14 protein-coding genes and 1 pseudogene are annotated in these 13,424 nt (G+C 38.6%); 8 read left to right on the forward strand and 7 right to left on the reverse strand.

Features of this window, described 5'->3' with window-relative positions; translation table 11 throughout:
- A pseudogene (locus tag WBG45_RS01200) lies at positions 1-622 on the forward strand (flavoprotein); the annotation flags it as partial.
- Positions 623-640: 18 nt separating this feature from the next.
- Positions 641-841: a hypothetical protein gene (locus WBG45_RS01205; RefSeq protein ID WP_424411970.1), complete on the forward strand. Its 201-nt coding sequence runs from the start codon at positions 641-643 to the stop codon at positions 839-841.
- 63 nt (positions 842-904) lie between these two features.
- Here WBG45_RS01205 and WBG45_RS01210 read toward each other — a convergent pair whose 3' ends face one another.
- The gene (locus tag WBG45_RS01210) at positions 905-1,381 is read right to left on the reverse strand and encodes a DinB family protein (RefSeq protein WP_424411971.1); all 477 of its coding nucleotides are present in this window, start codon (positions 1,379-1,381) and stop codon (positions 905-907) included.
- Between the two features lie 150 nt (positions 1,382-1,531).
- Here WBG45_RS01210 and asnB point away from each other — a divergent pair, with 150 nt between their 5' ends.
- The 4 genes from asnB (at position 1,532) to WBG45_RS01230 (ending at position 5,902) form a co-directional block, all read left to right on the forward strand.
- Positions 1,532-3,379: an asparagine synthase (glutamine-hydrolyzing) gene (asnB, locus tag WBG45_RS01215; RefSeq protein ID WP_424411972.1), complete on the forward strand. Its 1,848-nt coding sequence runs from the start codon at positions 1,532-1,534 to the stop codon at positions 3,377-3,379.
- Positions 3,380-3,545: 166 nt separating this feature from the next.
- Positions 3,546-4,796, forward strand: a complete 1,251-nt coding sequence (locus WBG45_RS01220) for an erythromycin esterase family protein (protein ID WP_424411973.1) — start codon at positions 3,546-3,548, stop codon at positions 4,794-4,796.
- Positions 4,797-5,070: 274 nt separating this feature from the next.
- Complete coding sequence (locus WBG45_RS01225) at positions 5,071-5,394, forward strand: hypothetical protein (RefSeq protein ID WP_424411974.1); 324 nt, start codon at positions 5,071-5,073, stop codon at positions 5,392-5,394.
- A 1-nt stretch (position 5,395) separates the two neighbouring features.
- On the forward strand, positions 5,396-5,902 hold the full coding sequence (locus tag WBG45_RS01230; RefSeq protein ID WP_424411975.1) for a hypothetical protein: 507 nt from the start codon (positions 5,396-5,398) through the stop codon (positions 5,900-5,902).
- Between the two features lie 8 nt (positions 5,903-5,910).
- Here the strand turns inward: WBG45_RS01230 and WBG45_RS01235 are convergent, their stop codons facing one another.
- Positions 5,911-6,597 carry a YqjF family protein gene (locus WBG45_RS01235; RefSeq protein ID WP_424411976.1) on the reverse strand — a complete coding sequence of 229 codons (687 nt, stop codon included), beginning with the start codon at positions 6,595-6,597 and terminating at the stop codon, positions 5,911-5,913.
- A 253-nt stretch (positions 6,598-6,850) separates the two neighbouring features.
- Entirely contained in the window at positions 6,851-7,615 is a 765-nt protein-coding gene (locus tag WBG45_RS01240; protein ID WP_424411977.1) for a MerR family transcriptional regulator, read from the reverse strand.
- A gap of 343 nt (positions 7,616-7,958) precedes the next feature.
- Here WBG45_RS01240 and WBG45_RS01245 point away from each other — a divergent pair, with 343 nt between their 5' ends.
- Positions 7,959-9,356 carry an amino acid permease gene (locus tag WBG45_RS01245; RefSeq protein ID WP_424411978.1) on the forward strand — a complete coding sequence of 466 codons (1,398 nt, stop codon included), beginning with the start codon at positions 7,959-7,961 and terminating at the stop codon, positions 9,354-9,356.
- Between the two features lie 65 nt (positions 9,357-9,421).
- Here the strand turns inward: WBG45_RS01245 and WBG45_RS01250 are convergent, their stop codons facing one another.
- The 4 genes from WBG45_RS01250 to WBG45_RS01265 form a co-directional block, all read right to left on the reverse strand.
- A complete protein-coding gene (locus tag WBG45_RS01250; protein WP_424411979.1) occupies positions 9,422-9,790 on the reverse strand; it encodes a DUF2188 domain-containing protein in 369 nt (122 codons plus the stop codon).
- A gap of 250 nt (positions 9,791-10,040) precedes the next feature.
- The gene (locus WBG45_RS01255; protein ID WP_081697241.1) at positions 10,041-10,199 is read right to left on the reverse strand and encodes a YjcZ family sporulation protein; all 159 of its coding nucleotides are present in this window, start codon (positions 10,197-10,199) and stop codon (positions 10,041-10,043) included.
- Positions 10,200-10,954: 755 nt separating this feature from the next.
- Complete coding sequence (locus WBG45_RS01260; protein ID WP_424411980.1) at positions 10,955-11,674, reverse strand: YebC/PmpR family DNA-binding transcriptional regulator; 720 nt, start codon at positions 11,672-11,674, stop codon at positions 10,955-10,957.
- 211 nt (positions 11,675-11,885) lie between these two features.
- The gene (locus WBG45_RS01265; RefSeq protein ID WP_424411981.1) at positions 11,886-12,050 is read right to left on the reverse strand and encodes a hypothetical protein; all 165 of its coding nucleotides are present in this window, start codon (positions 12,048-12,050) and stop codon (positions 11,886-11,888) included.
- A 201-nt stretch (positions 12,051-12,251) separates the two neighbouring features.
- Here WBG45_RS01265 and WBG45_RS01270 point away from each other — a divergent pair.
- A partial coding sequence (locus WBG45_RS01270; RefSeq protein WP_424411982.1) for a formate--tetrahydrofolate ligase occupies positions 12,252-13,424 on the forward strand: 1,173 nt, incomplete at its 3' end.

Genomic DNA, 13,424 nt, shown 5'->3' on the forward strand with positions numbered 1-13,424 from the left:
ATTAGCCAATCTGGAAGGGACCGAAATCGTCTGGGTTCTTCGCAAAAAGAGAGTGGAAGAAGTATACGGTGGCGAAGCTTTAGACGCTCTTCCAGCAAGAGGTCAACTAGGATCGCGCATTCACCAAGTAGTGGATAGCGGGATAATAAGCGTTCATACCCCTTTCTTCGTACATCAAGTAATAGACGAAGATGGCAAATTAACGCTTCAAGGTACTTCAAATCAAGAAGAAATATCGATACCTCACATTGATCAAATTATTGCGAATACAGGTTCTCGACCTGATTTTAGTTTTTTACGAGAAATTCGTTTGGATATTGATCCCGCTACAGAAAGCATTTCAGCCTTGGCACCACTCATTGACCCAAATATTCATAGTTGTGGCACTGTCCGACCCCATGGAGAAGCTGAACTTCGTCAACCCGAAAAAAACTTTTATGTTGTAGGTATGAAAAGTTATGGCCGTGCACCTACCTTTTTAATGGCAACAGGCTATGAACAAGTACGATCAATCGTTGCCCACTTAACTGGTGACCAAGAAGCTGCCAAACGTGTTGAATTAGATTTACCGGAAACAGGCGTTTGTAGTTCTACTATTGGTGGAAAAAGTAGTTGTTGTTAAACCAAAGGAGGTACAGTAATGGTTGTAAACAATGGAGGGAATTTATCCGTTGAATATTTTATCGCATATTTGAATTTAGTTATGCAAGCAAACCAATGCTCTTTGTCCTGTGCAAAACAAGACATGTTGGTGAAATTCTTCAAAGGGAATCCGGACCATTTCGGTTCTCTTTCCTACCAGTCCTTTACTCAGGCAATAGATGAAATTACTGTAAACTAATAACCTAAGGCGACGTTACTTGGATATCACGTAACGTGGCCTTTTATCTATTTTTTCAAGACTCTAAGGAAGAGTGAGTCCTTTGCCAATTAGATTTGCTGATACGGGTTGTTTTCCAATCTCCCTAGACCAAACGGATAACTGTCCTACATGATGAATTTCGTGCGCAATGGCATGCCTCATCACTTCTCCCCAAGTGAGAGTCTCAATGCTTCCGTCTTGTCTAGTCTCTTGTAAAAGTTCCTTTTCATAGCTATTATTCCAACCATCGACAAAGCTCCTTACTTCTTTTTTAAAGAATTCATCTAATTCTTTCACTTTCTCTAAGCTCTCGTAACTTTCAAAACTCTCTTGAAAATCGGGTTTACCTTGCAAAACACAAATCCAACTCCACTCGACATCAATAATGTGAAATAGCGTATGTAAAATCCCTCCTACGCCTCCAGTTCGGTCCTTTAAAAGTTCCTCCAAAGGAACGTCTTCACACCATTTATACCATTCTTCCCTTATCATCCAGTTATAGGTAAACAAAGTTTTCACCCATACTCCCCCTTCACTCGCGTTTAACTTTAATTAATTGATTTCGACAAACTTACGTTGAACTCCTATCGTGTGAGCAATATTGTTTTTTTTGCATAGGCTAGAAAGATGTAAATAGATGATGTTTCAAGGTAGAAGGGATGATGAACAATGTGTGGTATTACAGGATGGGTTCATTTTAAAAGCGACTTACGAACACAACTACCAGTCGTTGAAAAAATGACAAAAACACTGTCTAAGCGAGGACCTGATGATGACAATGTGTGGGCAGAAGCACATGCGGTTTTTGGTCATCGGCGATTAACTGTTGTTGATCCTATAGGTGGAAAACAGCCCATGACAAAAACCCATCAAAACAATCGCTACACTCTATGTTACAACGGCGAATTATATAATACGGAAGATCTTCGGAAAGAGTTATTACGAAAAGGCTATACCTTTTCTGGACACTCCGATACAGAAGTATTACTGACTTGTTATATTGAATGGAAAGAGCAATGTGTGGAGTATTTTAATGGAATTTTTGCCTTTGCTATTTGGGATGAAAAAGAACAAAAAGTGTTTATTGCACGCGACCGTCTAGGAGTGAAGCCATTATTTTATAGCGAAAATAATGGTGGCTTTATTTTCGGTTCAGAAATCAAAGCATTACTTGCACATTCTGATTTAAAACCGCAATTGTCTCGAGAAGGATTGGCTGAAGTATTAGCAGTTGGGCCATCTAGAAAACCAGGTTCAGGGGTCTTCCATGGAGTCAATGAATTACGCCCTGCTCATGCACTGACTGTATCACGTCAAGGGTTACGAATTTGGCGCTACTGGAACGTTAAAAGTGAAGTGCACACGGATTCTATAGATGAAGCCGCTGAGAAAGTTCGATTCCTCGTAACCGATGCAGTCGAGCGTCAACTCGTTTCGGACGTTCCACTCTGTACGTTTTTATCAGGCGGTGTTGACTCAAGTGCCATAACCGCAATTGCAGCGAACCGCTACAAGCAAGAAGGAAAAGGTCCTCTTCATACGTATTCCATTGATTACGAAGGCAATGACAAGTTTTTTAAAGCTAATGATTTTCAGCCAAATGCGGATGGACCATGGATCGGAAAAGTAGTTGATACTTTTCAAACCGTACATCATTCTTCGATTATTACGCAGGATCAACTAATCGATTATTTAACGGAAGCAGTTCATGTTCGAGATTTACCTGGAATGGCGGATGTTGACTCTTCTTTGCTATGGTTTTGCCGAGAAATAAAACAAGATTTCACAGTCGGATTATCTGGAGAATGTGCAGATGAAATATTTGGAGGCTACCCTTGGTTTCACAACACTAATGATTTAAATGCAACGGGTTTTCCTTGGATGCGTTCAACATCCGAACGTGCATCTCTATTAAAGGATAGTTGGCGTCAAAAACTAAAGCTAGAGGATTATACTCGACAAGCATATGAAGAAACAGTTGCTGAAACGCCTAGACTCGATGGAGAAACGGCCATTGAAGCAAAACGCAGAGAAATGTTTTATTTGAATATGGTATGGTTCATGACCACTTTACTCGATCGAAAAGATCGCATGAGCATGGGGGCTAGCTTAGAAGTTCGAGTTCCTTTTGCTGATCATCGCCTCGTTGAGTATGCCTGGAATATTCCTTGGGAAATTAAAATGGCTGGAAATCGAGAAAAAGGTATTTTGCGTAAAGCGTTAGAAGGCATGTTACCTAACGATGTCCTTTACCGAAAAAAGAGTCCGTATCCAAAAACGCATAATCCCTATTACACAGACCGTGTTCAATTATGGCTGAAAGAAATTCTAAAAGATAAAAATTCCATTCTTCACGAACTATTTGATCCGAAACGACTAAACGAACTTGTTGAATCAAAAGGAATGGCATTTACAGTTCCTTGGTTTGGACAGTTGATGTCTGGTCCACAGTTACTCGCCCATTTGGCACAAATGCATGTGTGGTTTGAAGACTCTCATATTCAAATAATTGATTAAAAAAAGAATTGGTCTAGAGTCACATGACTTTGGATCAATTCTTTTTATTATTCGAAACCGTGTAAACTTGAGATGAATGAAAAAGGGTCGCTTAACTCAAACTTGTATGAAAAGCTCCAAGTCCGAGTTGGCACATGGAGAAAAGACATTTAAAGGAGTGTTTTCATTGAACCCACTTGAAAAATCCATAAAGAGACATGCTATATCTTTCGAAAAGACTGAAGATTTATCTCCTCTCATAGAAGCTATTGGTGATGCGAAAATTGTTCTTTTGGGAGAAGCAACTCATGGCACTTCTGAGTTTTATACGGCACGAGCAGAACTGTCTAAAAGGCTTATTGAAGAAAAAGGATTTTCGATTATCGCGGTTGAAGGAGATTGGCCTTCAACTCAACACATTAACCGATTTATTAAAGGCTATGGTGAGGCTGAACAAACTGTACAAGAAGTACTTAAAGCCTTTAACCGCTGGCCTACGTGGATGTGGGCGAATGAAGAAATTGCTGAATTTGTCTCTTGGTTGAAAGTACACAATGAACAAAAAGAATCCCATCACAAAATAGGTTTCTATGGAATTGATGTCTATAGTTTGTGGGAATCTTTAGATGAAGTGATTACATACTTAAGCAAAACACAACCAGATAGCACGGTGTTGGAACTGGCAAAAAAAGCGTTCTCTTGTTTTGAACCATTTAACCGGCACTCAGAAAGCTATGCAATGTCCTCTGTTAACCTTTCACAAGCATGTGTAGATGAAGTTTCACATCTATTAACATCCCTTCGAGCCAACGAAGCCCACTATAAAGATAAACATGAATCTGATTTAAATTTAAAAATGAATGCCTTAGTGGCCAAGAACGCAGAAGAATACTACCGTGCCATGGTGCAAAATGATGAGCTGTCCTGGAATATTCGTGACGAGCATATGGTTGAGGCGATTAATGAAGTCATGGATTACCACGGAAAAGAAGCGAAAATCATCATTTGGGAGCACAATAGCCATATTGGAGATGCTTCTGCAACAGATATGGAAGCATCCGGCATGATTAATGTTGGTCAAATTATTCGCGGGCAAAATAGACGAGAAAATGTGTACACTGTAGGATTTGGCACTCATAGAGGGACTGTAATTGCAGCGGACCAATGGGGAATTCCATTTCAACAAATTGAAGTTCCTGCTGCGATTAAAGACTCTTGGGAAGATGTGATGCACAACAGTGGTGCCTTTAATAAACTATTACTCTTTAATGAACACAACCGCCATTTGTTCGTTGATTGGATTGGCCACAGAGCAATTGGAGTCGTGTACAACCCTGAATATGAAGCATATGGAAACTATGTCCCTTCAAAAATCGGAAACCGTTATGATGCTTTTATTTACATGGATCAGACGAAGGCTCTTTCTCCTCTTGAATAGAATTTTATCGTGATTTTATGTTTCTATGAGCGGTTTCGTGTCGACTATGAGCGGATTTTTGTCGTCTATGGGCGGTTACATGTCGTCTATGAGCGCATTCGTGTCGACTATGAGCGGTTCCGCATATTCTATGAGCGTTTCATGAAAATCACCCTATTTGTAAAGCCACTCCAGGTTTTTGGAGCGGCTTTTGTCATATTAACATCAACATAATCTCGACGGAGTTACATATGATGTAATTATCAATCTGAATTGGATAAATAGGAGTGAGCAGTTGGGAGACTTTGATTGTCGTGAACTACCTCTTTATTGGACGAAAGATACTTTGGTGGGAAAAGTGAGAATTACAACAGAGCCCACTCCATTAAGAGTTGGCGATGAAAACTTGTCCAGAAGAAGACAACTTTGGGTAGTTAATGATGCAGCAACTTATATTTATCATTCTACCGATCCGAACTTTACATTTGAAAGCGGAAATTACATATTTAATGTTCCTGCAGAGGTCATTGTTTATGATCTTAACCCCGATGAGAATTTGACCATTTATGCAAGAACGAAAGAATATCCAGTAACAATTCGAGTATTCGAGGTGGTTTGATATGGCACTTACCAGTTATCAATTTAGAAATCAGCCCTATTGGCTTGGTTTTGTTTTTGCCGGCCAGGCATTTACTTTTTCTTATAGGGAAGTAATTCCCCCTGGAGAAAGCCTAAACATTCAAATCTCTACCGGAAAGGAAACCATTACACATGTTCCGAACAGGACAATTGTAAGTCAAGGTGAACAGCTGGGAATCAAGTTAATAAAGAGTCCAAGTTTTACCCCTGGAAAAAAACGTATTGAGGTAATCAATTTAGATGATCGTTCAAAAATCCAAGCAGCTACTTCCTTTCTTGCTAATGCTTCCAGTGTGTATGGTGGGACTGTATTGGAAGAAAGCATGATTCCTAGGTTTGCATTTACTCAGGGCGGTTCACCCGTGGAGTCTGCCTTATTTGAAAGAATCCTACAATACGATACAAACTATATATTATCGATAACGAATGAAGGATATTATCCAACCAATGTATTGGTGAGCATGGCGTTTTACGAATCCGGAAACTAGAGACACTTTTAATATTCCTTCACAGGCGCGAAGAATCGCGCTTTTTTCATTTTAGAATAATGAGCGACTGGACTCACCGTTTGAGAATTAGTCTGCAAAAAAGATGCCATTGTATGTCCATGAATTATTCCAGTTACATATTGCAACATCCAAGGCGAATGACTTGTATCAATTCTATATAATTGATGTTTCGGTTTAGTCCATAGGTGATAGCGCTCCGTTAGCCATTGTTCGAAATGATTACTTTCAATTGCTTTGGAAACCACTTGAAATGTGGTTTCTATGGTCTCAGACAGGTTTTTCCGAGTTAAACTGTATGTGAACATTTTCTTGTGTCGTTTTAAACGTACCTTCGAATATCGATAAGGTAAAAAATGGCCGAGTGTCGTCAACTTAACAATCAAAGAATTACTGGCATTTAAACTAAAGGCATGAATTCCTTTTCTTCCCTTGTATGTAACATACGTTCGAAAATTTAATTCTAAAAAAGAACGCATCCCAGGAACAGGAGGAATGAGCCTAGGACGATTCCCTTTTACTTTAAAAAACACAAAACCGACCCATGCTATGTTGTTATATAAATCGAGCTCGAGTTCTATAGGAATATGCTTTCTAATCACATCTGGGGAAATAGGCCAATGAAGAAATAAAACGTCATGCCATTCCTGCGTCATTAACCACGGTCTTTTCAACATAAATCCGCTCCTCTCTGTAAGGTCCCAATGCTTATTGTTTCCTAGAGGTGGGATATTCAAACGAATAAATCATATTAGGGATGGATCTATGATTTTATGTGGTTATTATGTTTTTCAGACGTGAAGTGCTGTTTTTCAGACGTCAAGCCCAAAAAGTCAGACGTCAACAGCAATTTTTCAGACGTGACCCTTAATTTTTCAGACGTCAAATCAAAAGAAGAGTATCGATGCACTTGCCATCGATACTCTTCTTTTATTTTTGCAACCCAGTGTAAACATAAATAGCGTCTTTAAGAAATTCAGCTGTACCTGGAGTTTCTTTATCATAATACATAGTAAATCGTTCATCATCGACATACATTTGAGCAAGGTTTTCGTGCGCTTCTTTGCTATATTCACTCCAATAACACATTAGCCATTGTTTGTGCAGATCGGCTGCTTTTTGTGCAAGAGCACTTGATGGATCGCCTGTTTTGAACGCTTCAGCTAACGTCGTCTGTACTTCTTCAGACAGTCGCTTTACTTCATTGTGTTGTGATTGCGTCATGTTTTTCACTTTTGCATTGGATTTATTGACGGTGTCATCACCATATTTCTCACGAATCTCTTTTCCGTAAGTTTTTTCGTTTTGATCAATCATTTTTTGTTTGAATCCTTCAAACTTTTCATTACTTGTCATCGTCATTCTCCCTTCCTTAGATAAGATTGTTTTCTCGACATTGGCAATTAATAAATCTAACTGAGCTCGCTTATCAAGAAGTTGTGAACGGTGGTCCGCTAAGGCTTTGGTTTCATCAAAAGTTGGTGAAGTCACAATTTGATGAATCGTCTCTAATTTAATACCAAGTTCTTTATAAAACAAGATTTGCTGCAGTCGATCAACTTCTTGTTGTCCATAAATGCGATATCCTGATGAATTGATTCTTGCTGGCTTTAGAATGCCAATTTCATCATAATAACGCAACGTCCGCGTACTAATTCCCGCTATCTCCCCGAGCTTTTGCACCGTATATTCCATCACTTTACCTCCTGATAAGCTAATCGTATACCTTTACGGTACGGCAAAGTCAAATAATTTTTGAACGAATAATTTATGTGAATATCTACTCCTGAAAATATTATGTTTGATATCTTCTTTGAATGTAAATATATATACAGTTGAATAAATAAAGCACTAGTCAGCTCAAGATGAGATAGAGCTCGAGATGAATAAGAGTAGCTTGAAGAAGAGTTAGAGAACTTCGTGATTTCAGATGAAAAGGTTGTCTAATTCGGTTTCTTTACATCTTTTTAGTGTATTTATAAAAAATCAAATAATCCCTTATTGAATAGATAGAGGAAAGAGGAAGGAATTCACGAAAATGAATACGAATAAAAAACTCGGTTTATGGATATTAACTGCGTTAGTAGTTGGAAATATGGTTGGGTCCGGTATTTTTATGCTGCCTCGTACATTAAGCGAAGTCGCAAGCCCTGCAGGCGTTATCGCAGCTTGGTTAGTCACAGGATTCGGTGTTCTGATGATTGCCCTAGTGTTCGGTAATCTGGCATTAAGAAAACCAAATCTAACCGGGGGTCCTCAAATTTATGCGAAGGAGTTATTTAAGCCTGGCAGTAATGCTTCCACTATGTCAGGATTTATGTCATCTTGGGGATATTGGATCGGGAATGTTGCTGGTAATGTAGCCATCATCACAACTTTTGCCGGTTATTTAACCACGTTCTTCCCTATTTTAGTAAATCAGGCTGAACTCTTTACCATTGGTAGTTTCACATTAAAAGTAGGAAATGCGTTAACCTTTACAGTTTGTACGCTTCTTTTATGGGGTGTTCATTTTATTATTTTAAATGGCCTTGAAAATGCTGGTAAGATAAATTTCGTGGCAACAGCTACAAAAGTTATTGGGTTCGTATTATTTATTGTTATTGGTTTATTCGCTTTTCAGAAAGCGAATATTCTACCTTTTGTTGCACCAAGATATGATGAACTTGGACAATCTATTGGTCTTTTAGGCCAAGTAAATGGTGCAGCTGTAGCCACTCTTTGGGCCTTCGTTGGCGTTGAATCAGCTATCGTGTTTGCTTCTCGTGCTAAGAAACCAATCGATGTTAAGCGAGCAACGACTATTGGACTGCTTATAGCACTTACCATTTATGTAGGAATCAGTACGCTTGTCTTAGGAATGTTAAGCCATGATTCATTAATTGCTTCTGATAAACCACTAATAGATGCAATTTCTACTGTGTTGGGTCCAATCGGCGGAAAAATTCTTGCAGCAATCGGGTTGATTAGTTTATTTGGTTCCACAATTGGCTGGGTCATGCTAAGTGCTGAAATTCCTTATCAAGCAGCTAAACAGGGATTATTCCTTCCTTCATTTTCAAAAGTAAATAAAAAAGGAATACCTGTATTTTCATTGATCATCACGAATTTACTTGGACAATTGTTCATTTTCTCTACGATTTCAAATACTATTGCATCTGCTTTTGATTTCATCATTATCGTCGCTACCTTATCTTATCTAGTTCCATATTTCATTTCATCCGCTTTCCAGTTAAAGCTTGTCTTTACGGGTGAAACATATACAAATGGCAGAAGTAGAATTACGGACGGAATTATCGGAGTCCTTGCTACCGCTTACTCCATCTGGGTGATTTATGCCGGAACTGCAGATATCAAAACATTTACATTCGGTGTTCTATTACTAGCAAGCGGAATTTTATTTTACAACCGAGTTAAAAATGCTAACCACATTTAATTTGCAAAACACCCACTTCAGTTTGTAGATGAAGTGGGTGCTTTAATTTATTGAGATTTAGGTCTTCAATCGTAATCATACAGGGTGTCTTGCAATGAACCATCTTCATGATAAATTTTCAGTACCCCATTGTGTTCATTCACATAAGGTTTTGCTTTATCTAATAGTTTTTGTTTTGTTTCTGCTACGAAAATCGCTTTTGTACCGGAATCTTTCTGAAGTTGCCATCCATCTGCGTGCTCCAATACATTGTATACTTGTTGTTTTACATTACCACCAACATATTCACGAGCTTTTTCTGTGGCTATTGCAATAGCTCGTCCTTCTTCCATTCCATCGCGCAGAAGTGCGTTGGCAATTTCAATGGCTTTCTTTCGGACAGGCGTGTCCAGGTTATTAAAAGAATCAGGATAATCGGTATTGTTCCAAGGCATATGAAAAACTCCTTTTAAATAGTAAGTTCCCATAGATCATACAATCAAAACAACACCTCAATAATGTTGCAACCGGAACTAGTATTTTGTGCGGAACCACTCTGCCTAAATAAAATATATTTCGGTTATAAATGGAAATCACATAAAAAAGAGTGCTGTTTAGGCACTCTTTACACATTTGGAGAATATCTAGGGGAATTTCAAGAATATTTATCACTTGTTAGTGTGTAAATATCTTGCAACTACTTACTTAGCATTTTTTATGGTGAAAAGTTGCTCCGATAATGATTAATAAGATGAAAAGAACCACAATTAATGCAAATGTGTTGCCTCTACGAGGGGCATCCTCGTATCCACCACACGGTGAATAACCGCAAGCGTGGCCACCGTAACCGCCATAATAATCCATGATAAAGTCCCCCTTTCCTTCAATGATTATTATTATCTTATGTAAATTATCAAGAGGGACCTAGGGATTTAGCGGAGATTTTAATATTACTACGGGACATGAAAATGAAGTAAAAAACATTTAGTAAAGATTTTTATGCACCAAAGTCAACTTATTGTCATTGACCACATATTGACAGAGTCCAAAATTTATGTAATAATAATCTAGTTAACAAGAAATATAATTATTAAGATTTGAAATTCTGGCATCTACTTGATGTATATATGATTAAACTTATTCACACTGGCGCGACTAAAGGGTCGCAAGGACGTAAAAGAAGGTAGGGTTTACGTTGCTTAAGTAAGACAACCAGTGGACAAATGACCGCGGCACGGAAAGAACGGAACACTTTCTTAGGAAATTATTCCCCGAGTAATCGGGATGAAAAATATCATTCAAAGCTTTAATATTATCTTGTCTATCAAAGGGGCATGTCCAATTGGGCATGTCCCTTTTTCAATTGGCTTTGTTATATATTGCTGATATTCCGCAAAACAGTTACGCTTTCCGCGGGCTTGCGCAGAACTAACTCTGACTTAACGTCCGAGTGGATTTCTGCACTTCGCTATTCCCGCTGGAGTCTTCACTGTTTTGCTCCATATCACTAAATCGAAAGCTATTTCATTTATAGAAGGTGTAGCTCAAAAAGATTTTTTACTACCTTATCAATGAATAAAAAAATCCAACAACCAATTACGGTGTTGGATTTTTTCTCTTTATTCGCCTAAATCAACATTATGATACACTTGTTGAACATCTTCTAAATCTTCTAATGCGTCAATCATTTTCTCAAATTGGACTTGAGCATCTGCATCGAGTGGAATATCGTTTTGCGCAAGCATAGTTAATTCAGCAACAGTATATTCTGTAATTCCCACATTTTTAAATGCTTCCTGTACGGCATGGAACTGATCTGGTTCAGCATAGACGATGACTGATTCATCTTCTTCTAAAACGTCACGTACATCAATTTCCTCTTCAACTAAAAGTTCAAATACTTCATCTGCTGTTTTTCCTTCAATCCCAATAACAGCTGTTGCATCAAACATGTAAGCCACAGATCCACTAACACCCATGTTCCCACCGTTTTTACCAAATGCAGCACGTACATCTGAAGCTGTACGATTCACGTTATTTGTCAGTGCATCCACGATGACCATTGAGCCGTTTGGTCCGAAGCCCTCATAACGCAATTCATCAAAACTTTCTTCTGATCCACCTTTTGCTTTTTCAATGGCACGATCAACAATCGCTTTTGGCACACTATATGTTTTTGCGCGTTCTAGAACAACTTTTAATGCTCGGTTTGATTCCGGATCTGGTTCACCTTGTTTTGCTGCTACATATATTTCGCGTCCAAACTTAGCATATATTCGACTTGTATTTGAATCCTTTGAAGCTTTCTTTTCTTTAATATTATTCCATTTACGTCCCATTCCAAATTCACTCTCTTCCCATTGTGTCTATCTAAAAAATGATAATTTCATACAGTATACTTTACGCTTGCTCACTGTTGCATTATACACCAAGAGCTTGATAAGTTTCGAGTGAAATACTAAAAAACGCTCCTCTTTTATCTTTCTAATGCTAGATAAATATGTATGCATAGAAAAAAGACTAACTCATTTGAGATAGTCTTTTTGAGAATTAAAGGCCTTCTGTATTAATGCGTGGTTGTGTCACCACACTCTCGGTATTTTCATTTTTCTCTTCTGACAAATCGTTTGACGAAAGCTTAATGTTTTTCGTTTCATTATCCTTATTTGTCATCGTTTTTTTGTCTTGCTTGTCTTTGTTTTTAAAGTCGGCCATGAATACTCCTCCTTCAATGTAGGTTAGTTTAGGTATACCCGAAAATCCCCTTCACAACACGTGTCTCAAAGAACAAATAAGTGTATACCTCACTTAAACCAACACCAATATGATATGATATTTCTTATTTGAAATACGCTACTTAACATAATCATTTCGTTATTTTTTCCACATCACAGAAACGGGAAGGTTGAGAGATTTATGTCGTTTACAGACTTATCCATTGCTACAAATGCAACCATGTTACCAATCCAGGAAATTGCTGATAAAGCAGGAATTCCACAAAAGGCACTTGAATTATACGGAAATTATAAGGCTAAAATTGACGTCAATTCTTTACCACCTGTAACTACTCAAGGCCAAGTCGTATTAGTCACAGCCATCAGTCCAACTCCTGCGGGAGAGGGCAAATCAACGGTTACAGTAGGACTAGCTGATGCATTTAATCAACTTAATCAGTCTGTCATCGTCGCGCTACGTGAACCTTCGTTAGGACCTGTTATGGGAATGAAAGGTGGAGCAACTGGCGGTGGTTTCGCTCAAGTGTTACCGATGGAAGACATCAATCTCCATTTCACAGGAGATATTCATGCAATCACCACTGCAAATAACGCCTTATCTGCTCTTATCGATAATCATTTACATCAGGGTAATGTTCTTAATCTAGATCCGAGAAGAATTGCATGGAAACGAGTTCTTGATATGAATGACCGTGCGCTAAGACAAGTAACCATTGGTTTAGGTGGTCCATTACAAGGGGTCCCTAGACAAGATGGATTTGATATTACTGTCGCTTCTGAAATCATGGCCGTCTTATGCCTCGCAACTAGCCTTGAAGATTTAAAAGAACGACTGGCACAAATGGTCATTGCTTATACATACGATAAAGAGCCCGTAACGGTAAGACAATTAGGTGTAGAAGGTGCTCTTACCTTGCTTTTAAAAGATGCATTCAAACCGAACTTGGTTCAAACGATTGAAGGAACGCCTGCCATTATTCACGGTGGTCCTTTTGCGAACATTGCCCACGGCTGTAATTCCTTAATGGCAACAAACACAGCAAGGAGACTTGCTGATATCGTCGTAACAGAAGCTGGATTTGGAGCAGATTTAGGCGCCGAAAAATTCATGCACATCAAATCTAGAAAAGGTAACTTCCATCCAGATGCAGTAGTCATTGTAGCGACAGTTCGTGCTCTCAAGATGCATGGTGGAGTTAATAAGAATCAACTTACACAACCAAATGCTGATGCCGTAAAACGTGGGATGGCGAATTTGGCGAAACACGTAGATACAATTCGTCAATTTGGAATTGAACCTGTCGTTGCATTAAACCGTTTTGTCACGGATGGACAAGATGAGTTACAAGAAATC

The organism is Paenisporosarcina sp., assembly GCF_049671445.1.
Taxonomy (GTDB): Bacteria; Bacillota; Bacilli; order Bacillales_A; family Planococcaceae; genus Paenisporosarcina.

What these genes read in the sequence shown, in the direction of transcription:
- WBG45_RS01260 (WP_424411980.1), bottom strand. Translation starts at nt 11,674, where the DNA reads ATGGGACGTAAATGGAATAATATTAAAGAAAAGAAAGCTTCAAAGGAT.
- WBG45_RS01245 (WP_424411978.1), top strand. Translation starts at nt 7,959, where the DNA reads ATGAATACGAATAAAAAACTCGGTTTATGGATATTAACTGCGTTAGTA.
- asnB (WP_424411972.1), top strand. Translation starts at nt 1,532, where the DNA reads ATGTGTGGTATTACAGGATGGGTTCATTTTAAAAGCGACTTACGAACA.
- WBG45_RS01230 (WP_424411975.1), top strand. Translation starts at nt 5,396, where the DNA reads ATGGCACTTACCAGTTATCAATTTAGAAATCAGCCCTATTGGCTTGGT.
- WBG45_RS01265 (WP_424411981.1), bottom strand. Translation starts at nt 12,050, where the DNA reads ATGGCCGACTTTAAAAACAAAGACAAGCAAGACAAAAAAACGATGACA.
- WBG45_RS01240 (WP_424411977.1), bottom strand. Translation starts at nt 7,615, where the DNA reads ATGGAATATACGGTGCAAAAGCTCGGGGAGATAGCGGGAATTAGTACG.
- WBG45_RS01205 (WP_424411970.1), top strand. Translation starts at nt 641, where the DNA reads ATGGTTGTAAACAATGGAGGGAATTTATCCGTTGAATATTTTATCGCA.
- WBG45_RS01255 (WP_081697241.1), bottom strand. Translation starts at nt 10,199, where the DNA reads ATGGATTATTATGGCGGTTACGGTGGCCACGCTTGCGGTTATTCACCG.
- WBG45_RS01250 (WP_424411979.1), bottom strand. Translation starts at nt 9,790, where the DNA reads ATGCCTTGGAACAATACCGATTATCCTGATTCTTTTAATAACCTGGAC.
- WBG45_RS01235 (WP_424411976.1), bottom strand. Translation starts at nt 6,597, where the DNA reads ATGTTGAAAAGACCGTGGTTAATGACGCAGGAATGGCATGACGTTTTA.